25 protein-coding genes are annotated in these 23,561 nt (G+C 73.6%); 10 read left to right on the top strand and 15 right to left on the bottom strand.

Annotated features, from left to right (window positions below):
• Positions 1 to 134: 134 nt before the first annotated feature.
• Positions 135 to 557 (bottom strand): hypothetical protein, encoded by a 423-nt coding sequence (locus ACFWGN_RS02240; protein ID WP_377615498.1) that lies wholly within the window; start codon positions 555 to 557, stop codon positions 135 to 137.
• A 144-nt stretch (positions 558 to 701) separates the two neighbouring features.
• On the opposite strand from ACFWGN_RS02240, the gene ACFWGN_RS02235 reads away from it, so the two are divergent.
• The 5 genes from ACFWGN_RS02235 to ACFWGN_RS02215 all read left to right on the top strand — a co-directional run bounded on the left by ACFWGN_RS02235 (position 702) and on the right by ACFWGN_RS02215 (position 4,045).
• Complete coding sequence (locus ACFWGN_RS02235) at positions 702 to 1,352, top strand: GntR family transcriptional regulator (protein WP_377615497.1); 651 nt, start codon at positions 702 to 704, stop codon at positions 1,350 to 1,352.
• 69 nt (positions 1,353 to 1,421) lie between these two features.
• Positions 1,422 to 2,621: an MFS transporter gene (locus ACFWGN_RS02230; RefSeq protein WP_377615496.1), complete on the top strand. Its 1,200-nt coding sequence runs from the start codon at positions 1,422 to 1,424 to the stop codon at positions 2,619 to 2,621.
• A 181-nt stretch (positions 2,622 to 2,802) separates the two neighbouring features.
• Positions 2,803 to 3,051 carry a LuxR C-terminal-related transcriptional regulator gene (locus tag ACFWGN_RS02225; RefSeq protein ID WP_377615495.1) on the top strand — a complete coding sequence of 83 codons (249 nt, stop codon included), beginning with the start codon at positions 2,803 to 2,805 and terminating at the stop codon, positions 3,049 to 3,051.
• A 140-nt stretch (positions 3,052 to 3,191) separates the two neighbouring features.
• Positions 3,192 to 3,509: a cytoplasmic protein gene (locus ACFWGN_RS02220; protein ID WP_377615494.1), complete on the top strand. Its 318-nt coding sequence runs from the start codon at positions 3,192 to 3,194 to the stop codon at positions 3,507 to 3,509.
• Between the two features lie 104 nt (positions 3,510 to 3,613).
• Positions 3,614 to 4,045 carry a hypothetical protein gene (locus ACFWGN_RS02215; RefSeq protein ID WP_377615493.1) on the top strand — a complete coding sequence of 144 codons (432 nt, stop codon included), beginning with the start codon at positions 3,614 to 3,616 and terminating at the stop codon, positions 4,043 to 4,045.
• On the opposite strand, the gene ACFWGN_RS02210 is transcribed toward ACFWGN_RS02215, so the two are convergent.
• The 3 genes from ACFWGN_RS02210 to ACFWGN_RS02200 all read right to left on the bottom strand — a co-directional run bounded on the left by ACFWGN_RS02210 (position 4,012) and on the right by ACFWGN_RS02200 (position 7,113).
• On the bottom strand, positions 4,012 to 5,298 hold the full coding sequence (locus tag ACFWGN_RS02210) for an FAD-dependent monooxygenase (RefSeq protein ID WP_377615492.1): 1,287 nt from the start codon (positions 5,296 to 5,298) through the stop codon (positions 4,012 to 4,014). The two genes, ACFWGN_RS02215 and ACFWGN_RS02210, sit on opposite strands and share 34 nt — an antisense overlap.
• Positions 5,299 to 5,389: 91 nt before the next feature.
• On the bottom strand, positions 5,390 to 5,938 hold the full coding sequence (locus tag ACFWGN_RS02205) for an isoprenylcysteine carboxyl methyltransferase family protein (protein WP_377615491.1): 549 nt from the start codon (positions 5,936 to 5,938) through the stop codon (positions 5,390 to 5,392).
• Positions 5,938 to 7,113, bottom strand: coding sequence for a type III polyketide synthase (locus ACFWGN_RS02200; RefSeq protein ID WP_377615490.1), 1,176 nt, complete (start codon positions 7,111 to 7,113; stop codon positions 5,938 to 5,940). Before ACFWGN_RS02200 ends, ACFWGN_RS02205 begins: the two co-directional genes overlap by 1 nt.
• Positions 7,114 to 7,180: 67 nt before the next feature.
• Between ACFWGN_RS02200 and ACFWGN_RS02195 the strand changes: the two genes are divergently transcribed.
• Complete coding sequence (locus tag ACFWGN_RS02195) at positions 7,181 to 8,032, top strand: UbiA family prenyltransferase (protein ID WP_377615489.1); 852 nt, start codon at positions 7,181 to 7,183, stop codon at positions 8,030 to 8,032.
• Between the two features lie 51 nt (positions 8,033 to 8,083).
• Here the strand turns inward: ACFWGN_RS02195 and ACFWGN_RS02190 are convergent, their stop codons facing one another.
• The 5 genes from ACFWGN_RS02190 to ACFWGN_RS02170 form a co-directional block, all read right to left on the bottom strand.
• Positions 8,084 to 9,055 (bottom strand): FUSC family protein, encoded by a 972-nt coding sequence (locus ACFWGN_RS02190; RefSeq protein WP_377615488.1) that lies wholly within the window; start codon positions 9,053 to 9,055, stop codon positions 8,084 to 8,086.
• Positions 9,056 to 9,140: 85 nt separating this feature from the next.
• On the bottom strand, positions 9,141 to 10,112 hold the full coding sequence (locus ACFWGN_RS02185) for an FUSC family protein (RefSeq protein ID WP_377615487.1): 972 nt from the start codon (positions 10,110 to 10,112) through the stop codon (positions 9,141 to 9,143).
• Complete coding sequence (locus tag ACFWGN_RS02180; protein WP_377615486.1) at positions 10,109 to 10,555, bottom strand: VOC family protein; 447 nt, start codon at positions 10,553 to 10,555, stop codon at positions 10,109 to 10,111. The genes ACFWGN_RS02185 and ACFWGN_RS02180 overlap by 4 nt, the downstream gene beginning before the upstream one ends.
• 99 nt (positions 10,556 to 10,654) lie before the next feature.
• Positions 10,655 to 11,731, bottom strand: a complete 1,077-nt coding sequence (locus ACFWGN_RS02175) for an RDD family protein (protein WP_377615485.1) — start codon at positions 11,729 to 11,731, stop codon at positions 10,655 to 10,657.
• A gap of 57 nt (positions 11,732 to 11,788) precedes the next feature.
• A complete protein-coding gene (locus ACFWGN_RS02170; RefSeq protein ID WP_377615484.1) occupies positions 11,789 to 12,283 on the bottom strand; it encodes a MarR family winged helix-turn-helix transcriptional regulator in 495 nt (164 codons plus the stop codon).
• A 160-nt stretch (positions 12,284 to 12,443) separates the two neighbouring features.
• On the opposite strand from ACFWGN_RS02170, the gene ACFWGN_RS02165 reads away from it, so the two are divergent.
• Positions 12,444 to 13,724, top strand: coding sequence for an MFS transporter (locus tag ACFWGN_RS02165; protein WP_377615483.1), 1,281 nt, complete (start codon positions 12,444 to 12,446; stop codon positions 13,722 to 13,724).
• A gap of 31 nt (positions 13,725 to 13,755) precedes the next feature.
• Positions 13,756 to 14,595 carry an aldo/keto reductase gene (locus ACFWGN_RS02160; RefSeq protein ID WP_377615482.1) on the top strand — a complete coding sequence of 280 codons (840 nt, stop codon included), beginning with the start codon at positions 13,756 to 13,758 and terminating at the stop codon, positions 14,593 to 14,595.
• A 71-nt stretch (positions 14,596 to 14,666) separates the two neighbouring features.
• On the opposite strand, the gene ACFWGN_RS02155 is transcribed toward ACFWGN_RS02160, so the two are convergent.
• Complete coding sequence (locus ACFWGN_RS02155) at positions 14,667 to 16,034, bottom strand: MFS transporter (protein WP_377615481.1); 1,368 nt, start codon at positions 16,032 to 16,034, stop codon at positions 14,667 to 14,669.
• 66 nt (positions 16,035 to 16,100) lie between these two features.
• Between ACFWGN_RS02155 and ACFWGN_RS02150 the strand changes: the two genes are divergently transcribed.
• Positions 16,101 to 16,508 (top strand): MerR family transcriptional regulator, encoded by a 408-nt coding sequence (locus ACFWGN_RS02150; protein WP_377615480.1) that lies wholly within the window; start codon positions 16,101 to 16,103, stop codon positions 16,506 to 16,508.
• A 49-nt stretch (positions 16,509 to 16,557) separates the two neighbouring features.
• Here ACFWGN_RS02150 and ACFWGN_RS02145 read toward each other — a convergent pair whose 3' ends face one another.
• On the bottom strand, positions 16,558 to 18,606 hold the full coding sequence (locus ACFWGN_RS02145) for a hypothetical protein (RefSeq protein WP_377615479.1): 2,049 nt from the start codon (positions 18,604 to 18,606) through the stop codon (positions 16,558 to 16,560).
• 249 nt (positions 18,607 to 18,855) lie between these two features.
• Positions 18,856 to 20,322 (bottom strand): FAD-dependent oxidoreductase, encoded by a 1,467-nt coding sequence (locus tag ACFWGN_RS02140; RefSeq protein ID WP_377615478.1) that lies wholly within the window; start codon positions 20,320 to 20,322, stop codon positions 18,856 to 18,858.
• A 190-nt stretch (positions 20,323 to 20,512) separates the two neighbouring features.
• On the opposite strand from ACFWGN_RS02140, the gene ACFWGN_RS02135 reads away from it, so the two are divergent.
• On the top strand, positions 20,513 to 20,995 hold the full coding sequence (locus tag ACFWGN_RS02135) for an Lrp/AsnC family transcriptional regulator (RefSeq protein WP_191801589.1): 483 nt from the start codon (positions 20,513 to 20,515) through the stop codon (positions 20,993 to 20,995).
• Here the strand turns inward: ACFWGN_RS02135 and ACFWGN_RS02130 are convergent.
• Genes ACFWGN_RS02130 through ACFWGN_RS02120 form a run of 3 tightly spaced genes read right to left on the bottom strand, consistent with a single transcriptional unit; the run spans position 20,980 to position 23,486 of the window.
• Positions 20,980 to 21,588 (bottom strand): TetR/AcrR family transcriptional regulator, encoded by a 609-nt coding sequence (locus ACFWGN_RS02130; protein ID WP_377615477.1) that lies wholly within the window; start codon positions 21,586 to 21,588, stop codon positions 20,980 to 20,982. The two genes, ACFWGN_RS02135 and ACFWGN_RS02130, sit on opposite strands and share 16 nt — an antisense overlap.
• 51 nt (positions 21,589 to 21,639) lie before the next feature.
• Positions 21,640 to 22,350: an ABC transporter ATP-binding protein gene (locus tag ACFWGN_RS02125; protein ID WP_377615476.1), complete on the bottom strand. Its 711-nt coding sequence runs from the start codon at positions 22,348 to 22,350 to the stop codon at positions 21,640 to 21,642.
• The gene (locus tag ACFWGN_RS02120; protein ID WP_377615475.1) at positions 22,347 to 23,486 is read right to left on the bottom strand and encodes an ABC transporter permease; all 1,140 of its coding nucleotides are present in this window, start codon (positions 23,484 to 23,486) and stop codon (positions 22,347 to 22,349) included. Before ACFWGN_RS02120 ends, ACFWGN_RS02125 begins: the two co-directional genes overlap by 4 nt.
• Positions 23,487 to 23,561 lie beyond the last annotated feature (75 nt).

Here is a 23,561-nt window from a genome sequence, read left to right as displayed (position 1 = left end):
GGGGGGGCGCCCCCACCCGGCGCGCCCACCCGCCCCTTTATCGGCCCCGCGTCCGCCCGGCGATCCGGGGGCATCTACTCACTTCTCGGCCAGCCGGTGCCCGCCCGGTGCCCGGCTCGCGCCGCCCCGCCGCGCTACGCCGTCTGGTCGCGCGCGATCCGCACGAGGCGCAGCAGCGCCTCGAGGTCGATGTCCGCGAGCGCCTTGAACCCCACGCTCGAGCTGCCGATCTTGGCGCGCCCCAGGGTCTCGGCGTACTTCTGGGCGACGTACTGCCCGTCCTCGACGGCGTTGATGTACACGCTGAGGTAGTTCTGCTGGACGGCGAGCCCGACCGCGAACCACTCGACGCTCCCGCCGCGGGGGCGGGCCTGGAGCAGGTCGCCGTACCCGATGATCTTCTGGTCGGTCCCGCCCCAGAAGACCCCTTCCCACAGGACCCGGGACCGGCCCGCCATCACCTCCGAGATCGCGGCGTCGAGCTGGAGGGCGTCGGCGCGGAATCGTTCGGGGACGTTGGCGAGGAACTCGTCGGGGTCGTTGCCGGTCTTCTGCACGGAAGGCTCCGTCCGGTGGGGTCGGCTGGTCGGACGAGGCTATGCGTCGTGGCCGGGGTGGGCGAACCGGCGCGCGGACCGTGACCCCTCCGTTGCACGAGCACCTTAGATGCCCCCTTGCATCTAAGGTGTTATCGTCGAAAGATGTCGCCCCGCAAGAAGCCCGAGGATCTGGCCCCCAGCGCGGTCGAGCGTGCGTTCGCCGCGGTGTCCGCCTCGATCATCACCGGGGAGATCGCGCCCGGGGCGCTCCTCACCGAGGGCGAGGTGGCCGACGAGCTCGGTATCAGCCGCACCCCGGTCCGCGAGGCGTTCCTCCAGCTCCAGACGTGCCGCCTGCTGACGTTGTTCCCCAAGCGTGGCGCGGTGGTCGCCTCGGTCCCGGACAAGGAGGTCGCGGACCTCCTGGCGGTCAGGATCATGCTGGAGTCGTCCGCGATCCGCGCCCTGGGCGGGCAGCCCCTGCCCGACGGCGTCGCGCGCGACCTCGACGACCTCGTCGCCCAGCAGGTGGTCGCCGAGCACGACGGCGACCTGCTCGCGTTCTCGCAGGCGGACTTCGCGTTCCACTCCCGGGTCATCCGGGCCGGGGACAACGACGTGATCGAGGACCTCTTCACGCAGCTCGGCCCGCGCCTCGAGCTCCTCACGCACCGTGCCGTGCGCCGCGACGCGACCTCCCCCACGCGCCTCCTGGCCGACCACCGCGAGCTCGCGACGCTCGCCCGCGCCGGGGACGCGGACGCCTACGAGGCCGCGCTGCGCGCGCACGTCCAGCGCGGCAACTACGGCTGACGTCCCGCCGACCACCCGCACGACCCGTTCCACCCGTTCCACCCGTTTCGTCGTCCCTCGAGAAAGATCATGAACCGCCTTCGCGTGCTCCCCGGCTGGCTGCGTGTCGCACCGGCCCTCGTCGTCATGGCCTGGGGTGGCAACCACTTCACGCCCCTCCTGCACATGTACCAGGACCTCGGGAACTACTCCGTGGTCACGGTCGACCTGTTCCTCGGCATGTACGTCGTGGGGCTCGTGCCCGGCCTGCTCGTCGCCGGCCCGCTGTCCGACAGGTACGGGCGCAAGCCGCTCGCCGTCGTCGGGGTCCTGGGCGGGATCGGGGCCAGCGTCCTGCTGGCGCTGGGCTTCGGCAGCGAGCTCGTCATCTGTCTGGGCCGGCTCCTCGCGGGCCTGAGCGTGGGCGTGGCGATGTCGGTCGGCACGAGCTGGGTCAAGGAGCTGTCGAGCGCGCCGTTCGACCTGGTCGCCGACGCGACCGCGGGTGCGCGGCGCCCGTCCCTCTCACTCACCCTGGGGTTCGGGGTCGGCGCCGGTGTCTCGGGGGCGCTGGCCCAGTGGGGGCCGTGGCCCACGATCACGCCCTACGTCGGCCACGTGGTCCTGAGCGTGCTCGCCCTCGCACTGCTCGCGACCGCGACCGAGACCATCGGGGGTCATCGCTCGACGACGTCGCTCCTCGCCGACCTGCGGGTCCCCGTCGCGCACCACCGCCGGTTCGTGCGGGTCGTGGTGCCTGCCGCGCCATGGATCTTCGGGGCCGCCGGGATCGCCTACGCGGTCATGCCGCAGCTCGTGTCCGACCAGACGGGCGACCTGTCGCTCGCGTACGCGACGCTGCTGACGGTCCTGACGCTGGGCACGGGCGCCGCGGTCCAGCCGTTCGTCAAGGGGATCAACGTCCGCACGGGCGGGCGCGCGATCGTCGTCGGCATGGTCCTGATGCTCGTCGGCATGGTCCTCGCCGCGACCAACGGCGCGGTCCTGTCGCCCGTGCTCGGCGGCGTCGCGGCGGTGACGCTGGGGGCCGCGTACGGGATCTGCGTGGTCGCGGGCCTGATCGAGGTCCAGGCCATCGCGACCCCGACCGACCTCGCGGGACTCACGGGCGTCTACTACAGCCTGTCCTACGTGGGCTTCCTGCTGCCCGTGGTCCTGGCCGGTGCGACGGCGCTCGCGGGGTACACCGTGCTCCTCGCGGTGGTCGCGGTGCTGTGCGCGGGCTGCCTGCTCGCGGTCGCGCGGGGACTGCGCCTGACAGCGGCCTGAGGCCTCGTCGACCACCTCGACCACGTTCTCCTGACGTGCTCGCAGGGCCTCGCGGCGCGCTCCCCGGACGAGATGACGGAAAGTCGCGTCATGATCCCCGATCCGGCTGTCTCTTCCCATATAGACAGCACTGGCTCGACCGTGACATGGACTTGCGGGCGGCCGGCGGAGCGGAGGAATCATGTCCATCACCGAGCGAGTGTCACCCGAGCCACCACAGGTCGAGGAGGACGTCGCGCTGTCGCGGCGCGAGCTCGTCGTCCTGGCGAACCTGTCGGAGGACGCGACCCTCGAACAGGTCGCCGCGCGCCTGTTCGTCACGCGCAACACGGTCAAGTCCCAGCTGCGCAGCATCTATCGCAAGCTCGGTGTCTCGACGCGCTCCGAGGCGGTCGCGTGGGCGCGGGCGAACGGCGTCTCTGCTCGCTGACCGGTCCTGCGCCGTGCACGGACGCGACGTGGCGGACCGCCGTCGAGGCCCTGCGTGCCGGTCGGCGTGCGACGAGCGCCCGCGGTGGGACGATCGAGGGAGCGCCTGCCGACGGCGGGCCTCGACCTTCCGAGGCGAGCATGGGACACGACCAGAGCACCGCGCCGGACGACCCGACCGTGACCGACCCGGACCACTACCGGACGATCTTCGAGAACGAGCGGGTGCGCGTGCTGGAGTACCGCGACGTGCCGGGGACCCGGACGCACCCGCACCACCACCCCGACAGCGTCATGTACACCCTGAGCGGGTTCGAACGCCGCATCTCGGCGGGGGACCGCGTCATGGAGGTCTCGCTCGAACCTGGTGAGACGCGTTGGCTGCCCGACCAGGTGCACGTGGGCGAGAACACGGGGTCGACGGCGACCCACGCGATCTTCTTCGAGCTCAAGGAGTAGTGTCACCACGTCGGAGGGCGAAGGAGCCTCGACCCGTCGCTCTGCTGGCTCGACGGCACCATGACGAGGGGGAAACCATCGACCAGGACCGGGCGCTCGCGGGCATGCAGCGGCTGAACGAGAAGGTCCGACGGCTCTCGTGGTACTCGGCCTTCGTCATGTCTGTCGGGGGTGTGGTCACGGGCGCGCTTCTCGACGTCCCGTTCCTGGTCCTCGTGATGGCTCTGGCCGGGGTGCCCGGTGGGCTCTTCACGTTCGGTGCGGTGGTCCGTCGTCGGGGAGAGCACGTCGTCGGCGCCGCCGACGCCCCGTCGCGGACCGGGGTCTGGGTGGCCGTGCTGCTGCTCTTCCTGGTGGCTGTGTACCTGGCGTTCCGGTTCACCGAGACCTGGGTGGTCGCCCTCGCTGCGGTCGGCGTGTGGGCAAGCGAGTACATGGTCGCGCGAGAGGTCGCGCGTGACGGCACACGACAGGACGTCCGGCAGGGTCCCGACGGCACCGGTCAGCGCGCCAACCGCTCCACGACCCTCCCGTAGAGCCAGGGCGCGTGCGCCGCGAGCGGCACGATCGCTCGCCTGGCGGGCGAGGTCGCCCAGGCGACGAGCCCCGAGGTCAGCACGCGGTAGTCACGCGTCACGCGGGTCCAGTCGCTTTCGTACGCGTCGGGGTCGTCCAGGTGCCCGACGGCGGCGCTCGCCTGCGCGAGCCCGACCCGCAGTCCTTCGCCCGTCAGGGCGTCGACGTACCCCGAGGCGTCCCCGACGAGGCGCACCCGGCCCGTGCTGCGCCTTCGGGACCGTTGCCTGAGCGGGCCCGCCCCGCGGACCGGGCCCAGCGGTTCGGCGCCCCGCAGGTGCTCGCTCAGCTCGGCGAACCCCGCGAGGGCCTCGTCGAAGTGCGTCCCGGTGGGGCCGAGCATCGCGATCCCGACGACGTCCGGCGCCACGGGCGTCACGTACGCCTCGACGCGGTCTCCCCAGTGGACCTCGACCAGGTCCGTCCACGCGGGCACGCGGAAGTGGCGGCGCAGGCCGAAGCGGCGCCGCGGGTCGGGCCCAGGGCGGACGGGTGGGGCGGTGCCGCCGAGCTCGGTGGGTATGGCAGCGGCACGCGGAGTCGGTAGAGCAGCGGCACGCGGAGTGGGCAGGCCCGAGCCGGGCGGAGCGGGCAGACCCGAGCCAGGCGGAGCGGCCGGGTCCGCGGTGCCGGCGGCCGACGGCGCCACCCCGGCGGCGAGCGAGCCCGTGTCCCGCGCCTCGGCACCTGCAGCGTCGGTGTCGTGGTGCGCGCGCGCCAGGAGCGACTCGTGCGCGTGGGCGTCGGCGCCCACCTCGAGCCCCGCGAGGCGCCGGACGGTCGAGTGCAGCCCGTCGCAGCCCAGGAGCCAGCGCGCGCTGATCCCGGCCGCGGTCACCGACCCCGCCCCCTCCTCGATCTGCTCGACCCGGCCGCGGACCGTCGTCGCGCCCAGGGCGGCCGCGCGCTCGGCGAGCGCGGCGTGCAGCGTGGTGCGGCGCACGCCCCGGCCCGGCCCGTCCGTGAAGAGGTGGTCGGCGTGGCGGTGGGCGTCGCGGTAGCTGATGCCGTGCAGGACGTGTCCGTCGGGGTCGACGTCGAGGGCATGGAGGGCCAGCAGCGCGCCGGGCATGAGGCCTTCGCCGCACGCCTTGTCGACGGGGCCCTCGCGGGGCTCGACCACGACGACGTCGTATCCCGCGAGCCGTGCCTCGATCGCGGCGGCGAGACCGATCGGGCCGCCGCCCACGATCAGGACGTCGGTGTCGGTCATGCTGCGCCTGCGCTCATGGTGCACCCGGGCCGGTCGTCGCCCCGTCGGCTCGTGCCCGCCTCGCGACGTCTCGTCCCATGGGTGCCCGTCCTCACGCGTGCGGCAGCGCGTCGAGCGCGCGCTCCTCGGCCGGGAGCCGGAACCGCAGCAGCAGCACGGCGTTGAGCACCGTGAACACGAGCGCGGTGGTCCAGCACGAGTGGACGAGGGGGAGCGCGAAGCCCTCGACGACGACCGCGAGGTAGTTGGGGTGCCGGAACCAGCGCTGCCCGGGGTGCCGGGCGATCCAGCGGTACGGGCCCTTGTCGACCCACGGCAGACCGGGGACCACGATGACGCGCGTGTTCCAGCGCGGCCCGAGCGAGGCGATGCACCACCAGCGCAGCGCCTGGCTCGCGAGCACGAGCGCGAACGCGGGCCACCCGACCCACGGGAGGAACGGCCGGTCCGCGACGTTGACCTCGACCACGCACGCGACGAGCAGGCCCGTGTGCAGGGCGACCATCGCGGGGAAGTGGCCCCGGCCGGTCTCGACGCCCCCGCGCGCGAACGACCACCTTGCGTTGCGCGCCGAGACCACGAGCTCGGCGAGGCGTTCGAGCGCGGTCGCCCCGAGCACGACGTAGAAGAAGGCGAGCATCAACCCTCCAGCGACGCGGTCCGGCGCAGGAGCACGAGCTCGGCCGAGACCCCGGGGCCGAACGCCATGAGGACACCGTGCGGCCCTGCGCCCCCGTCCGGCGAGACGTCGTGCGCCGCGAGGGTCGCGGCGAGCACGTGCAGCACCGAGGAGGAGGACAGGTTCCCGACGGCGGCGAGCGACTCCCTGCTGTGCCGCAGGTCGGCCTCGTCGAGCCCCAGGGAGTCGCGCACGACGTCGAGGATGCGCGGCCCGCCCGCGTGCACGACCCAGGTCCCGACGTCCTCGGTCGTCAGGTCGTGCTCGACGAGCAGGGACTTCACGTCGCCCGCGAGGTGGGCCGCGATGACCTCCGGCAGGCCCGCGGACAGCACGATCCCGAACCCGCTGTCGCGGATCGTCCAACCGAGGTGGTCGGCCGTCTCGGGGTAGAGGCGGCTGCGGGTGTCGACGACCTCGACGCCCCGGGGCGCCGCACCTGCTGCCGTGGTGCGCGCCGCCCGGGAGCCACGTGGCCTCGGGGCCCGTGCGGCGTCGTCGGGCCGTCCAGGTGTGCGGCCCGCGGGGTGCGCGTCCCCGACCATGACCACGGCCGTCGCGCCGTCGCCGAACAGCCCGGTCGAGACGAGGTTCGCCATGGAGTCGTCACCGTGCTGGAGCGTGAGCGAGCACAGCTCGACCGACACGAGCAGGGCCACGTCCTGCGGGTGGCCCGTCAGGTAGTCGTGCACGCGCGCGATCCCCGCGGCGCCCGCGACGCAGCCGAGCCCGAACGACGGCAGCCGCTTGACGTCGGTCCGCAGCCCCAGGCGGGTCACGAGCTGCGCGTCGATCGAGGGGGCCGCGATCCCGGTGACCGAGGTGAAGAGCAGGAAGTCGACCTCGCCGGGGTCGATGCCCGCGTCGTCGAGCGCGGTCCGGCACGCCTCCTCGGCGAGGTCCGTGCCGACCCGGATGAAGTGGTCGTTGGCCTCGCCGAACGACGTGAGCCCCGCGTACTCGTCGAGGCGCAGGGCCGTGTGGCGGGTCTCGACGCCGGACGCGGCGTGGAGCCTGCGGAGCACGGCGCGGGTCGCGGGCGAGCGGGTCAGCAGGGGCCCGATCGTGTCCGTGATCTCGCTCTGAGGGTGCGCGGGCCCCGGCAGGACCGGAGCGACCGCGAGCAACCGCGACATTCCCGCATCGTGTCACGGGGACGCGCGGCCCGCGCGTTGCTAGCGTCGGGCGGGTGGAGGCATCGTGATGACGCGAGCAGCGACGACGACGCTGCGGGGGCTCGCGCTCGCGAGCCATGCGGGGCCCACGGTCGTGGTCACGGTCCTCGCGGGCTTCTTCGCGGCGGGCGTCGGGTCGGGTGCAGGCACGACGGCGCTCGTCACCGCCGCGGTCCTGTCCGGACAGCTCTCGGTCGGGTGGTCCAACGACTGGCTCGACGCGCGCCGCGACCGGGCCGTCGATCGGGCGGACAAGCCCGTCGTCGCGGGGCTGGTCTCGGTGCGGCAGGTGCACGCGGCCGCGCTCGGTGCGGCAGCGGCGTGCGTGGTGCTGTCGCTCGCGACCGGGCTCGTCGCGGGCCTGGTGCACCTCGTGGCCGTCGCGAGCGCGTGGTCCTACAACGCGTGGCTCAAGTCGACCGTGTGGTCCTGGGCTCCGTACGCCATCTCGTTCGGGCTCCTGCCGCTGTTCGTGGTGCTCGCCTCGCCCGGCGACCGGGTCGCGGCCCCCTGGGCCATGACCGCGACCGCGCTCCTGGGCGTCGGGGCGCACGTCGCGAACACGCTGCCCGACCTCGAGGACGACCGGGCGACCGGGGTCCGGGGGCTGCCGCACCGGCTCGGCCGGACGGGGGCCAGCGTGCTGGCGCCGGCGGTGCTCGTCACGGCGGTCGGGGTCGTGGTGCTCGGGCCGCCCGGACCACCGACCGCGGTCGCGTGGGCGGCCGGAACGGTCGCGGTCGTGCTCGCGGTGTCCGCGGGCGTGGTGGCCGTGCGACGGACCACGAGCCGGCTGCCGTTCGCGCTGAGTATGGCCGTCGCGGCGGTGTGCGCGGTCCGGCTGGTCCTCGCGGGACCGGACGTCGCGCTGGCGGGGTGAGCGGCGCCGTCGGGCCGGCCGCGTTCCCGGCGGCCACCGACGGCGCGCCCGTCAGGTGGGGACCAGCGGAGCGGCGGCCATGATGCGCCAGCCCATCACGAGGATCGGGACCGTCGCCAACGAGGCAGCCACGATGAACGCGGCGTGCTCGACGTCCGCGGCGACCAGGACGTCCTCGCCGCCCGACGTGAGGAGCACCACCGCGGGCGTCAGGAAGAGCGGCACGACCCAGAACGGGCTCCGCAGCAGAGCACGCACCGCGAACCCCGTCAGGGCGAGCGCGACCACGACGAGCACCACGGGGAGCTCGTCGAGCGTGTGCGCGACGATCGCGGCGAGGACGGTGCCGGCCAGGACGTCGACCACGCGGGCGCCCGCGCGCCGGAGCGTCCCGGTGAAGTACGGCTGGATCATCACGAAGACCGTGAGCAGCAGCCACCACCGGTTCCGGGCGTCGGTCCAGTCGTCGACCGTGTAGGTGATGAGACCGGCCAGGATCCCCAGGGTCAGGCCGAAGTACGCCGACGCCGGACGCGGGACGGGGCGAGGACCGATCCCCCGGACGTTGCGCGCGAGGACACCGCCCACGAACGTCGTCCACAGGCCGCCGAACGTGACGAGCCCCGTCATCGTGGCGATCGCCGCAGGCGAGCTCACCGCGCTCACCGTGCCGGACGGTAGGGCCACGAGCGGCGTCCCGAGCAGGGCGAACGCGGCCAGCGGACCGACCAGGCTCCCGATCCCGTGCCACCCGACCGCCGCGGACAGGCCGACTGCGGCGCCGAGCACCAGCATGAAGAGAGCCGCGCCGAGCGGAAGGTCCCGCAGAGCGGTCGCCGCCAGCATGCTCGCGGGGGTCAGGAGGCTCGCGGTCAGGGCCGCCCGGCGGCTCAACAGCAGACCCAGCCCCGCAGGCAGCATCCCCAGGTAGACGAGCGTGCCGTCGGGGCGCCACGGCGAGAGCAGCAGCCCGACCGCCGGAGCGACGAGCACCAGCGCCAGGGCGATCCGCCGAGCGGTCATACGGTCACAGTAGGGCGGACGGGCCGGGACGGCGCGCGTTGGCCGACCGCGGGCGGGCCGTGACCGGTGAGCCCGGTGACGGTAGTCAGGCCGTGGTGCGTGTGCGGGCCGAGAGGATCCCGTGCCCCACCGCGAGGACCGCGACCGCGACCACGGCCGCCGCGGCTGTGAAGAGGGTGCGCTCGAGGTCTGCCGAGAGGAGCACGTCCTTGCCGCCCGAGGTCTGCAGGATCACCGCGGGAGTGAGGAAGAGCGTGAAGACCCAGTACGGACGCTTGAGGTACGCCCACGCCGCTGCCCCCGTGAGCAGGAGCGCCACGGCGGACAGGACGCCGGGCGAACCGCTGAGCAGGTGCGCGACCAGCCCGGCGAGCACCGCACCGGCGAGCGTCCCACCGACCCGCGCGGCCGTGCGCGAGAGCGTGGCCGCGAAGTACGGCTGGACGATCACGAAGAGCGTGAGCAGCAGCCACCAGGAGTTCGGCGAGTCGATCCAGCCCATCGCGACGTAGGTCGCCACGCCCGTGAGGATCGCGAGCGCGACCGCGAAGTACGTCGCGGCACGTTGCGGGACGGGCTTGGGGCCGGGCAGGTGCATGCCCCGCGTGAGGAACCCGCCGACGATCGCGGTCCACAGCCCGCCGAACGCGACCCAGCCGGCCATGGCCCAGAGCGCTCCGGCCGACGACGAGGCGCTGACCGTGCCCGCGGGCAGGGCCACGAGCGGTCCGCCGATGAGGGCGAACGCCGTCTGCGGGCCGACGAACCCGCCGATACCGTGCCACCCCTTGACCGCGGACAGGCCCACGCACGCCCCGAGGACAGCCATGAAGAGAGCCCCCGTGAGGGGCCAGTCGCTCAGCGAGACGCCGATCGCCATGCAGACCGCCGTGAGCGGCCCCGCCACGAGCGCGGGGCCCCGGCCCACGAGCAGGCCCACTCCCGCGGGCAGCATCCCCAGGTAGACGAGCGTGCCGTCGTGCTTCCACGGCGAGAGCATGAGCGCGACCATGGGGGCCACGAGCAGCAGGACCAGGCCGATCTTCTTGGCGTTCATCGTGTCGACTCCTCGGCTGCACCGGGCGCGGTCGGAGCAGCCGGCGCGGGCGCCGCGACCAGCGTCAGGCAGAACGGGTGCCCCACAGGGTCCGCGTAGACGCGGAACGGGTCGTCGGCGTGGCCCTCCTCGGCGGGGGTCCCGGTCAGCGGCCGAGCACCGGCTGCGACCGCGTGCGCGTGGCCCGCGTCCAGGTCGGGGACCGCGACGTCGAAGTGGACCCGCGCGCCCGTCCGCCACGGCGGGACCTCGGCGTCGGACCGCTGGAAGGCGAGCCGTGGGCCGGGGCCGGGCGGCACGATCGCGAGCCACTCGTCGCCGTCCGGGTCCGACGTCTCGTGGCCCGGCACGTACTCCCAGCCGAGGAGGCGACGGTAGAACTCCGCGAGGTCACGAGGGACAGGGCAGTCGAGGGAGACCTCGAACAGGGCGAGGGGGCTCATGGCCCACACCCTAGGGCGGGCCGGGGCGTTCGGCTCGGCGAAGCGGCGGGGCGGCGGGTGAGGGGAATGCTGCTGGGCCGGTGTCGCCAGGGGCCGGGGTCAGAAGGGCACGCGGCCGCCACACCCCGGGATCGCGACACCGTCCACGCGCATCTGCACGCGCCAGCTCCACCCTGCGTCGATGCCCAGGAGGTCGTTCGCGGGGATCTCGATCGTCCCGGGACTCGTCGGGTCCGCACCGAAGCCGGTGCCGTCGGTGTCGAGCCGGCTCGAGTACTCGAGCCGGCTGCCGTCCGGGCTCGTGAGGACCGCCTCGAGCGACACGTCGGCGTCGGCCGGGAGGCTGCCGTCCCAGGCGAGGGTGATCTCCGACCTCTCGCCCGTGGACGGCAGCGGGTGGGTGACTCCCCAGCGCGAGATGGTGCCCGTACCGGCCGAGGTGAAGGTCGCCTCGCTGATCTGCGGCATGCCGGGTCCGGTCGTCGGGTCGCCCGTGGTGCACATGGCCGACGACGCAAAGTTGCCGCTCGTGGACGAGGTGGGGCCCACCGTGAACAAGGCGCCTGCGGTGCACAGGACGACGGCGCTCGCGGTGACGACCCGTGCGCCCGGTCGCCCCGGTCGCACGAGGGGAGCGATCCACGGGTGCGGCGCGGGGGAGCGGGACTGCACGACGACCGTCGAGAGGAGGCTGTCGGCGAACGTGCGGCGCTCCGCGTCCCACAGCGGACGGAGGTAGCCGATGCAGAAGATCGCGTCGAGGAAGTGCGCGAGCCAGCGCAGGACCGTGGTCACGAGCCCGACGGGTCGCCCCGAGTCCCGGTTGACGACGACGATTCCCACGGCCCGCTTGCCGGGCGTCGCGCCGGTGTAGGCCTGGAGCAGCGTCGTCGTGAGCACCGCGCCGAGCATCCACGCGCTCTCGGACCACCGGAGGTCGGCGATCGCGAGGCCGAGACTTCCGTCGTTGTCGAGACCGGGGAGCATGCTCGGGGCGAGGCCGGGGCCGACGACGACGAACATGAGCCCGGCCAGGATCGCGTTGTCGAGCAGGAAGGCCACAACGCGCCGCGACCACCGTGCGTACGGTCCGAACGGCGGGGCGTCCGCGGGGTCGAGCAAGGTCAGGTCGTCCCGGCTGTGGTGCCCTGCCGGCGTCGTCATGATGTCCCCCATGGGGACGAGGGTCCCAGATCGGCGGGGGATTGTCAGGTGCCCGGCGGACCCCCCGGGTCAGGCCGTCGCGCCCACGGGGGTCGTGCTCGCCGACGGCTCGACCGGCAGCTCGACCGGCAGCTCGTGCAGGGCCGCGACGAGGGGTGCGAGCTCCTCGACCTGGCAGGCCTCGTCGAGCGCCTCCTCGAGGGCCGCGTCGTGGGTGGGCCGGGCCTGGCGCAGGAGCTGCTCACCCTGCGGGGTGAGCTCGGTGTAGATGCCGCGGCGGTCGTCCTGGCAGAGGATGCGCGTGAGCAGGCCGCGGTCCTCGAGGCGGTTGACCAGGCGGGTCGTGGCGCTGCTGCTCAGGGCCGCGGCCCGCGCGAGCTGCTGCATGCGCATGTGCCAGCCGTCCTGGCGCGAGAGCGCGTCGAGCACGGTGTACTCGACGACCGAGAGCCCGTGGCCGGCCTGGAGCGCTCGTTCGAGCGCGGCGTCGAGGATGCCGTGCAGCGCAGCGAGCGTGCGCCAGCCCTGCGAGCGGATCTCGACCGCGTCGTCCCCGATGCCCATGCGTGCCTCCTGTGCCTGTCGTGACGTCGCTCTCAACTATACCGCTTGTGTGAACTACCGGCGCGTGCAACTATTTAGGAGGCGCCTGCAACTACTGCACGCGCCGGTTGTTGCACACACGCTGCGGCGCGCGGTGCCTGACACAGACAAGGAGCAGCGCATGCCGCTGGGTCTTCTCGCCCTCGCCGTCGGGGGCTTCGGGATCGGGCTCACCGAGTTCGTCATCATGGGACTTCTGCCGGAGGTCGCGGCAGAGTTCGGCGTGACCGAGGCCGTCGCCGGCTACCTCATCTCGGGCTACGCACTCGCGGTCGCCGTCGGCGCGATCGGCCTCACGGCCGCCGTGATCCGCCTCGACCGCAAGACGGTCCTCGGCAGCCTCATGATCCTGTTCATCGCCGGGAACCTGGTCTCGGCCCTCGCCCCCACCTACGAGCTGCTGCTCGCCGGACGCGTCCTCGCGGCGCTGTGCCACGGTGCGTTCTTCGGGATCGGCGCGGTCGTGGCGGCCGACATGGTCGCCCCCTCCAAGCGTGCGGGCGCCATCGCGATGATGTTCGCGGGCCTCACGACCGCCAACGTCCTGGGCGTGCCGTTCGGGACGTTCCTCGGCCAGCAGTACGGCTGGCGCTCGACGTTCTGGGCCATCACGGCCATCGGCGTGGTCGCGCTCGTCGGGATCCTGCTGCTCGTGCCGTCCACGCGCCGGGCGTCCGGCGCGCACGGCGCTGCGGCCGCCCGCACCACCTCGACGCCCCCCGCGCACGGCGACCCCGCCCTCCCGGCGGGAGCGACGCCGTCGGGCACCCCGTCCCTGCGGACCGAGCTCGCAGCCTTCCGCAACCCGCAGGTCTGGTGGTCCATCCTCGTGACCGTGCTCGGGTTCGGCGGCATGTTCGGCGCGTTCACCTACATCGCGTTCACGGTCACCGAGGTCGGTGGGTTCGCGACCACGAGCGTGCCCTGGCTGCTCGTGCTGTTCGGGGTGGGGCTGTTCGTCGGCAACTTCCTGGGCGGCAAGGCCGCGGACCGGTACCTGACCACGAGCCTCCTCGTGATCCTCGCCGTGCTGACCGTGATCCTCGCGGTCTTCGCGCTCACCGCGACGAGCCAGGTCATGACCCTGGTCTCGCTGTTCCTCATGGGGGCGTTCGGGTTCGCGACCGTCCCCGGCCTCCAGATGCGCATCATGGGCCACGCGCAGGCCGCCCCGACCATGGCGTCCGGCGCCAACATCGCCGCGTTCAACGTGGGCAACGCGCTGGGCGCGTGGATCGGCGGCCTGGCCATCGCGGCCGGGCTCGGCTTCACCTCGCCCCTGTGGGCGGGCGCCGCGCTCACGCTGCTCGCGGTCGTGGCGCTGGGCGTCGCGACGCTCCAGGAGCGGCGCACGGCCGTGACGCCCACCCCGGCTCCGCTCACCACCGTCCCCGCGGCCTGACCCGCCGCCCCCGCCACCCTCAGGAGAAACCATGACCAGCACCACCACCGTCCCCGCGGTCGCACTGCCCGGCAGGACGAGCATCCCGCAGCTCGGCTTCGGCGTCTTCCAGGTGCCCGACGGCGAGACCGCCCAGGCCGTCTCGCTCGCCCTGGACGCGGGCTACCGCAGCATCGACACCGCCGCGGTCTACGGCAACGAGGCGGGCGTCGGCGCGGGCATCGCGGCGTCGGGCCTGCCCCGTGACGAGGTCTTCGTGACGAGCAAGCTGTGGATCGACTCGCTGTCGCGCGAGGCCGTGCGCCCCGCGTACGAGAAGAGCCTCGAGCTGCTCGGGCTCGACCGCCTCGACCTGTACCTGATCCACTGGCCCGCACCGGGCCTGGGCCGGTACGTCGAGGCGTGGGAGGAGCTCGTCGCGCTGCGCGAGGCGGGGCTCGTCGGCGAGATCGGGGTCTCGAACTTCCAGCCCGCGCACCTCGACGCGATCATCGCGGCCACGGGCGTGACACCGGCCGTGAACCAGGTCGAGCTGCACCCGGCATTCGCGCAGCGCGCCCTGCGCGAGCGCCACCGCGAGCTCGGGATCGTGACCGAGGCGTGGAGCCCGCTGGGCCAGGGCACGGTGCTGGGTGACCCGGTCCTGGGGGCGATCGCCGACGCGCACGGCGTGACGCCCGCGCAGGTCGTGCTCCGCTGGCACCTGCAGGCCGGGACCGTCGCGATCCCCAAGTCGGTCACGCCCGAGCGCATCGCGGCGAACCTCGACGTGCTGGGCTTCGAGCTGTCGGCCGAGCAGGTCGCGGCGATCGACGGGCTCGACCGGACCGACGGCCGGATCGGGCCGGACCCGGACACGTTCAACGGCTGAGCTGCTGCTGCCGCCCGCGTCGCCGAGAAGTGAGTAGATGCCCCTGATCCCCGCGGATCAAGGGCATCTACTCACTTCTCGGTAGGCCGCACGCCCCCAGTGCCCCCCGTGCCACCCGGGAACGCGTGCCGCCGCGCCCCCAGCACGATCCCCACGACCGGCACCGCGAGCGCGAGCGTCGCCCACGGCAGCGCACCGGACCCGCCCGCACCCAGCACCACGCCGCCCACGATCCCGCCCAGCGCGAGCGCCCCGTTCCACGAGGTGACGAATGCGGACTGCGCCACGTCCGCGGCAGGACCGGCGGCCCGCGCGAGCGCGGTCTGGAACAGGGTCCCGCTGCCGCCGAACGCGAAGCCCAGCGCGGCGACCGCGGCGTAGACCGCGACGGGGGAGTCCGCCGCGACCGCGAGCGTCAGGCCTGCGGCCCCCAGGAGCGAAGCGGCGAGGACCGTCATGACGCGCAGGTGCGTGTCGATCAGGGCGCCGATCACGACGAGGCTCGCGAACGACGTCGCACCAAGCACCGCGAGCAGCACCCCGGTCTGCGCGCCGAGCCCGACGTCCTCGAGGAACACCGCGACGTAGGTCGAGAACACGTTGTAGGCCAGGACCGTCAGGCCCGTCACGACCACGACCGGCGCGACGCCGGGCAGCCGCAGCGCCCGCCCGATCGGCACCTGGGTGCCGCGCGGCTCGCCCGGGAAGTCCCGCACGCCCCAGCGCACCCACGCCGCCAGCCCGAGGCTGAGGATCGTCATGGCGCCGAACGCCCAGCGCCACCCGACGGTCGCGCCCAGCGCGGTCCCGGCCGGGACGCCGAGAGCCAGCGCGAGTGGCGCCCCGCCCATCGCGATCGCGAGCGCCCGCCCGGCCTGCTCCGGCGCGGCGAGGCGCCGTGCGTACCCGGCGAGCAGGGCCCAGGTCAGCCCGGCGACGAGCCCGGCCGCGAAGCGCGCGCCGAGCGTCAGCGCATAGCTCGACGACACGGCCGTCACGGTGTTGGCGACCACGAACCCGGCGATCGTCGTGAGCAGCAGGCGGCGCCGGGGCCAGCGGGCCGTGGCGCGGCTGAGGGGGATCGCGGCGACGATCGCCCCGATCGCGAAGACCGTGACAGTCTGCCCGGCGGCGCTCGCGGACACGCCGAGGTCGGCGCCCAGCGCGGGCAGCACACCTGCGGGCAGCACCTCGGTGAGGAGCGTGACGAACCCGGTCGCGGCCAGGGCGAGCAGGGGCAGCAGGGGGAAGCGCGTGCCCGACGGCGGAGCGTCCGCGGGCGCGTCGGTCCGGTCGGGGAGCGTGGTCGTCCGGGGCGCAGGGGGCGCAGCGGACGTCGAGGGACCCGCCGGCGTGGCGAGCGCAGCGGGCGAGACAGACGCGGTGGACGTCGGGGGAGCGTCGGTCGACGGCTCGGTCGGAGTGGTGCACGTGGTCATAGGGTTAGCATGAATGTCTGACATGGGTGTGAAGGTCAAGCCCGACCCGCGAGAGGGGTGCATCACATGCGCATCGGCGAGCTGTCCCGCCGCACCGGCACGGCCACACGCCTGCTGCGGTACTACGAGGAGCAGGGGCTCCTGACCCCGCAGCGCGAGGAGAACGGCTACCGCGAGTACGGCGAGCACCTCGTCGACCGGGTGCTCCAGATCCGGGGCCTGCTGGAGGTGGGCTTCCCGACGCGGATCATCGCCGAGCTGCTGCCCTGCCTCAACCAGCCCCGCGAGATCCACCTGCAGAACGCGTTCCCGGACAAGATCGCGCTGCTCGAGACCGAGCTGGCCCGGATGACCGAGCGCATCGAAACCCTCACGAGGAACCGTGACGCGATCGCGGACTACCTCGAGGCCATCAGGGTCGATGCGGCGCCGGCCGATGTGGTGCGCGGGTCGGCCGCTCTCGCCGAGAAGTGAGTAGATGCCCCTGATCCGGGCGATCCAGGGGCATCTACTCACTTCTCGCTCACACCTCCGTCGTCGGACCGCTCGGCGCCGGTCGGGGTCCGGCGCTGGCCCGTTCAGGTGGGTCGGGCACGAGGTGCGCGAAGAACGGGTCGCGTCGAGCGGCCGAGACGTAGTGCCCGGGCTGCTTGGCGAAGGCGCGGTCCAACCACGACTGCACGCGCGCGACGGCGGCCTGCCTGGTCGGCGCCCCCGGGTCGGGCGGCACCACGGTTGCCGCGATACAGGCGATGCCGTAGTCGACCCAGCCCGGGAGGACGTCCGGGTAGGCGGCCCCCCAGTCGGGCTCGATCGTCGTGAGCTGGTGCGAGGCGTCGGACAGGAACACGGCCGGACCTGGGTCGAGATGCCCTCGGCGCATGAGCTCCGCGTGGCGCTCGACGTTGTGCGCGGTCCGTCGGATAGCGTCCCACCGCGCCCGCCGCGGGGTGCTCTCGCGCAGGTCGACGGCGGCCTTCCTCGTGGACTCCAACGCCGCTGCCAGGTCGTGCCGCATCTCGCCCGTACCACCAGCGGCCGACCAGTTGAGGCTGCTGATCGCCCGGTTGTAGCAGGCTCGCATGATGGTCGCGCGGCACCGGACCGCCTCCCTCAGCCACCGGTCGCGTGCGGCCGGGAGGACGTGCGGGGCATAGCCGAAGAGCTCGTCGAGCCGTGCCGACGCTGCCTGCTCGACGCCGTGGAGCGCCCCGAGTCGCACCTGCCAGTCCTGCGGGGCGGCGGCCGGATCGTCGCCCTCCCTCCGGAGGTCGAGGACCGCGAGGTTGAGCCGGGCCGCGAGCATCTGGGGATCTGCGGCGCGCGCCCGGAGCAGAGCCTGGCGGGCGGCCCCCTTGTCGCCGGCGGCGAGGAGCGCGGCGGAGTCGGCGAAACGGAGGACCGCGACCTCGGACCTCGTCCCGAGCACGGCGACCCGGTGGCGCTTCACGGTGGTCTGGAACGCGATCCAGACGGCGGCCTGTGGCAGCAGGCCGAGGTACGTCGCCCGCTCGACGGGGGCGGTGTCGTCCAGGGGGTGGAGCGTCCGGGTCTCGAGGAGCCTGCCGGACCGCTTCCTGATCGACACCGTCACACCGACCTTCCCGCCCTCGTCGTGCAGGAGGGCCGAGACGTGCCGCACGCGCAGACGTCGGAACCACGTCCAGAACTCCACGACGGCCTTGAAGCCCGACGGCATCCCGTCGATGTCGGGGAGCGTGAGGTCGGTGTCCGGGCCCGTCGAGATCCGCATGGCAGGTGTCGACTCGGCGAGGTCGTCGAGCCGGCGCGGGAGCATCTCGGCCCATGCCTGGGCGACGTCGTCGGCCTTCCCCGCGGTCACTGCCTGGGTCGCGGGGTCGATCCGGTAGGGCGGGCGACGGACCCACGTCCACAGCACGAGGTAGATCAGTGCGAGCCCTGCGAGGCACCAGGCCACGACCGTGAGCCACGTCCTGCCGTCCTCGTCCCACCAGTCCACGACGGTCTCCGGAGGGCTCGGGGCCAACAGGTCCTGCAGGGCCTGGTCGAGCTTCTTCGGGTCCACCTTGCCCTCCTCGACCGCCGTGAGGAGCAGCTCGCGGGCCTCGGCGCGGTGGCCCAGGTCGACGAGCCGGGCGGCGGCCACTGCGGCCTCGGCCGGCGGGGCCTCGGACCCCGGGTCCGACGTCAGTCCGTCGAACGCTGCAGTCAGCCCCAGGTCGAGCGCGAGCGCCCGGGCGTAGGAGGTGTCGGCTGCGCTGCGGAGCTCGGCTGCCGCCTCGGTGTCGGTGGCGACGCGGCCGGCCTCCGCGTCCAGCCCCTGTGCCCGACGCAGGAGCACCGCGGCCTCGGCGACCGACCCCTCGGCCTCGGCCAGGACCGTGGCGTCGCAGGCAGTCTCACCTGCGGCCTCGACCTGGGCCGCGGCGACGAGCGCTGCGCTCGGACGATGGGAGGTCGCCAGCTCGATCACGTTCTGGCACGAGGGCGGCGGCGACTCGTCGACAGCTGCCTGGGCGCTCGCGCCGAGCGGGAGCAAGGTGCTGAGGGCGAGGGCGGAGAGGAGCGGAAGAGCTGATCGAGCGCGCATGTCGGCCACCTCGTCGTGGTTGCGCCGAGCCGTCGCCCGGCGGACCTGCTGGCCCTGCCCCTGAGGGTAGAGAGGTCGGCCGGACCGTGGACGTGGCAGGACGCAGGCGCGCGAACGGGTGAAATCAACCGGCGCTCTCGCCGAGAAGTGAGTAGATGCCCCTGATCCGGGCGATCCAGGGGCATCTACTCACTTCTCGGTGGCCCGGCTACCGGGTGGCCAACCGGGCCGCCGAACGCCCGTGCCACCTCACCGCAGCGGGTCGAACGCCCTGATCTCCTGCGGCACCGTCCCCGTCACGATCTGCTCGGCGAGCAGCCTGCCCGTCGCGGGGCCGAGCACGATGCCCCACATCCCGTGCCCGCCCGCGACGTACACGCCGGGAGCCCGCGTCGCACCGACGAGCGGCAGCCCGTCGGGGGTCACGGGCCGGGAGCCGACCCACTCGTCGTGCCGGTCGTCGAGGTCGACGCCCTGGAACAGGTCGCGCACCGACGCGAGGATCGCGTCGATGCGCCGCGGCTGGAACGGTTCGTCGGGACCGCGGAACTCCATGGTCCCCGCGATGCGGAACCGCCCCTGGTACGGCGTGCACGCGACGCGGCGGGACGGCAGGTAGATCGGCTGCTCGACGGGCAGGTCGGTCTTGACCGTGAACGAGTAGCCGCGCCCGGCCTGGACGAGCGTGCGCACGCCGAGCGGTCGCGCGAGCCCGGGCAGCCAGGCACCGGTCGCGAGGACCGCGACGTCGGCGACCACGGGGTCCTGCCCGTCCACGAGCGCCTGCGCGCCACGCCCCTCCTGGGCGCGCAGCCCGGTGACGGTCGCACCGGTCACGATGCGCCCGCCGCGCGCACAGACCGCGTCGCCCAGCGCGCCGACGAACGGCCCGGGCTCGATGAACCGCTGGCCCTCGAGGGCGTAGACCGCGCGCACGCGGTCGGTGAGCTGCGCAGGACGTCCGACGGCGCCGCTCGCTCCGGGTGCTCGGCTCGCGTCCGGGGACGTCGAGGCGGAGGCGTGCCCGACGGCGCCGCTCGCCCCAGGTTCTCGGCCCCCGCCTGGCCGTGTCGCGGGGGTGGCGTGCCCGACGGCATCGCTCGCGCCGGTGCCCAGACCCGCGTCCGGGTGCGACGGACCGGAGCGGTGAGCTGCGCCGTCGGGCTGGTCGATGCGTCGCAGCGGGACCACCTGCCCCGCAGCCTCGACCTGGGCGATCTCGTGGAGGAACGGCGCGGCCTGCCTCTCGTCCTCGAACCCGATGACGAACGGCCCGGGGGTCGAGCGCGCGGCGACGCCGTGCGCGCTGAGCTCGTCGAACGCGTCGAGCGCGAGCCGGTCGATCGGGGTGAGCGCCGCCATGGCGCGGTCCCACGCGCGCCTGTTCGCGTGCGCCGCGAAGCGTGCGAGGAACGACCACAGGCGCGGGTCGAGCCGTGCCGGGACGTGCAGGGGCGCTGCCGGGTCGAGCAGCGCCTTGGGGGCGTAGGTCCACAGCGTGGGGTCGGCGAGCGGCATGGCCATGCCGGGCGTGAGCCAGCCGGCGTTGCCCCACGACGAGCCTGCGGCGACGCCCTCGCGGTCGAGGACCGTGACCTCGACACCGCGCTCCTGCAGGTGCCAGGCGGTCGCGAGACCCACCATGCCTGCCCCGACGACGACTGCCGTGCGGGGAGCGCGTGAACCGGTGGGGGTGGTGCGAGACGGGGTGGCCATCGGGGCTCCTTTGCCCTGGGACGAATTCGACCCGGCCTCGAGGATGCTGAGGCCGGGTCGTGGGAGACGGGTTGCGCCTCACCTCCAATGTTGGAGGGATCTTCGGTAGGGTTCAAGGCGAGCAGCCCGATCTTCGGCAACTGGCCCGCTCCACGAACATCCTTCTGCCGAGCAGGACGAAAGGGCGAGCATGCCGAACGACGTTCGGGCCGGGGCGGCCCACGTCCAGGCCGTGGTCCTCGACGAGACCGACCGCCGCATCCTCGCGCTCCTCGAGGCCGACGCGCGGGCCACGAACAAGGCCGTCGCGGACGCCGTGGGGATCGCGCCGTCGACGTGCCACACGCGCATCCGCTCGCTCCAGGAGCGCGGGGTCATCCAGGGGTTCCGCACCGAGGTGGACCCCGCGGCCATGGGGCGCAGCCTCCAGGCGCTCATCGCGATCCGCCTGCACTCGCACGCCCGCTCGGGGCTCACGGCGTTCCGCGACTACCTCGCGGGCCTGCCGAACGTCGAGGGCATCTACTTCGTGACGGGGGACCGCGACTTCATGGTGCACGTCGCGGTGCGGGACTCGGCCGCGCTGCGCGACCTGGTCGCGAGCACGCTGAGCGTGCGCCCCGAGGTCGCGGGCACGAGCACGACGCTGATCTTCGACTACCTCAAGCCCTGAGCGTCGCCTCGCTCGTCGGCCAGACGGTCGAGGAACGGTGCGACGAGCTCCTCGACGCTGCTCCACACGTCGTCGAGGGGGGTGCCGGACTCGATCATGCGTGAGGCGGAGTTCACCACCGCGTTGACCAGCTCCGCCGAGCGGGCGGCGTCTCGGGCCCCGAGCGCCTGCAGCGCGTCACCCAGCGGCCGCACGAGCTCGTCGTGCATGGCGCGAGAACCTTCCATCACGGCGTTCGTCGGACCGATGGTCGCGAGGGCCGTCGCGAGGGCGTGCTCGCCCTGGGCGACGAGCTCGAGGTTCGCGCGGACGTAGGCGACGACGCGGTCGCGGTCGTCGGGAGCCGCGTCCATGGCTCGTGCGACCGTGGCGGACCACCGGGGGAAGACGTCCTCGACCATGGCGAGCAGCAGGTCGTCCGCCGACCGGAAGTACTGGTACAGGCTGGGGCGGGCCAGACCCGCACGTTCGGCGAGCGCCGCGAACGTCGGCGGTCGGCCCGTCTCGGCGAGGAGCGACCGGGCGGCATCGAGGAGCACGCGCATCTGCGCCGCACGGTGCTCGGCGACGGTCGGGGCGCTGATGCGGGGCACGGCTCTCCTCACGGTGGCTTCCCTGCCCCGCCCGGGGCAGGGAAGCGTGGATCAAGCGCTCAGTCTCCCATCCTCCATGTGGACGACGCGGTCGCAGTGCTCGAGCACGTCGTGGTCGTGGGTCACCATGACGGTCGCGACGCCGTGCTCGTGGGTCTCTGCTGCGAGCAGCCGGACCACCTCGTGGCTGCGCGCACGGTCGAGGGCCGCCGTGGGCTCGTCGACGAGGAGCAGCGCGGGCGCGGTGACCAGGGCACGGGCGATCCCCACGCGCTGTCGCTCTCCGCCGGACAGCTCGTGCGGTCGTCGGCCGGCCTTGTGCCCCATGCCCACCTGCTCGAGCAGGGTCAGGGGGTCGCGCCCCCGGTCCTTCCCGCCCGAGACGTGGAGCGCGAACCGGAGCTGGTCGAGCGCGGTCAGCGCCGGCAGGAGGTTGCCGGACTGGAACACGAAGCCGATCCGCTCGCGTCGTAGCGCGGCCTGGCCGGACGAGGGCAGGGCCGAGATGTCGGCGCCGTCGATGCGGACCGTCCCCGAGGTCGGCCGGGTCAGTGCCCCGGCGACCGCGAGGAGGCTCGACTTGCCTGCCCCCGAGGGGCCGAGCACCGCGAGCAGCTCGCCCGGTGCGACGTCGAGGTGCACGTGGTCGAGGGCCCTGACGGTCGAGTCGCCGTCGCCGAGCGTGAGGGAGACGTCGTCGAGCACGAGCCCGGCGCCGGTCGGCGCGGACGTGTCTGCGATCTGCTGGGTGGGGTGCGTCATCGTTGGCCTCCGAGAGCCGTCAGGGGATCGACGTGGGCGATGCGACCGACCGAGGCGGCGGCGCCCGCGAGGCCGAGACCGACGAGCAGCACCGCGGCGAGCGCGAGGGGCCCGGCCTCGAGGGCGAACGGCATGGGGGTCGAGGTGAGCAGCGCGCCGAAGCCCACGCCCGCGACCATGCCCACCGCGGTGGACACCACGAGGAGCACCGCCGCCTGGCCGAGGGCGTCGCGCACGAGGTACGACGTCGAGGCGCCCATGGCGCGGGCCACGGCGATCTCGTGCTTGCGCTGGATGGTCCAGACCGTGAAGAACGCACCGACGACGAGGGCCGAGATCGCATAGAGGAAGACCTGGATGAGGTTGAGCGTGAGCGTCTCGGCCGCGTAGCCCGGCGACCCGTCAAAGGACTCGGTGAGCGAGACGGCCGTGGTGCCCGCGGCGGCGTCGCCGGCCGCGAGGTCGATCTCGGTGCCGTCGGCGGGGGCGAGCGCGACGGCGGTCGCCTCGTCGTACGCCTCGGGACGCACCTCGGCGGCGTCGGTCGCGCCGGCGTGGATCTCCTGCCAGGTCGTCAGCGGTACGTAGGCGACGTCGACGTGCCCGAACGTGTGCTGCCCGTCGAGCACGCCGACGATCGTGAGCTCGGTGCCGAGCCGTTCGATCGTCACGGTGTCCCCGATGCCGAGGCCCAGGTCGGCCACCGTCTCGCTGACGACGATCCCGTGCGGGTCCCCGAGGATCTCCCCGGTGGCCACGTCGGCCGTGGACGGCGCGACGAACGACCCCGGCTCGACGCCGAAGAGGGCCAGGTCGACGGCCTCGCCGCCGGGGCCCTCGGCGTTGACGAGCTGGTTGCCGAACAGTGCTGCGTCGGCGACGTCGTCGCGGGCGGCCCAGTGCTCGGCCTGCTCGCGGTCGACCGTGCTGCGGGAGAACGCGGAGTCGACGGAGGTGTCCGCGCCGAACGCGAAGGCCGCGACGGGCAGCTTCTTGAGGCCGGACACGCCGTCGTTGACGAGTCCCGAGGACAGGCCCGACAGGAGGACGACGAGCACGGACACGAGCGCGACGACACCCCCCATCAGGGCGAATCGTGAGCGCGCGAACGACAGCTCGCGCCACGCGAGAAACATGGTGCTCCTTCCGGGCCGGCACGGGTTGCCGACGCCTTGTCGGTAAGGATACCAACGTCGCGTCGGCAACTTGTG

It is taken from the genome of Oerskovia sp. NPDC060338, from assembly GCF_042726295.1.
In the GTDB taxonomy this organism is placed as follows: domain Bacteria; phylum Actinomycetota; class Actinomycetes; order Actinomycetales; family Cellulomonadaceae; genus Oerskovia; species Oerskovia merdavium.
The sequence above is the reverse complement of the archived record's forward strand: the minus strand, read 5'-3'. Positions and strand labels throughout refer to the sequence as shown.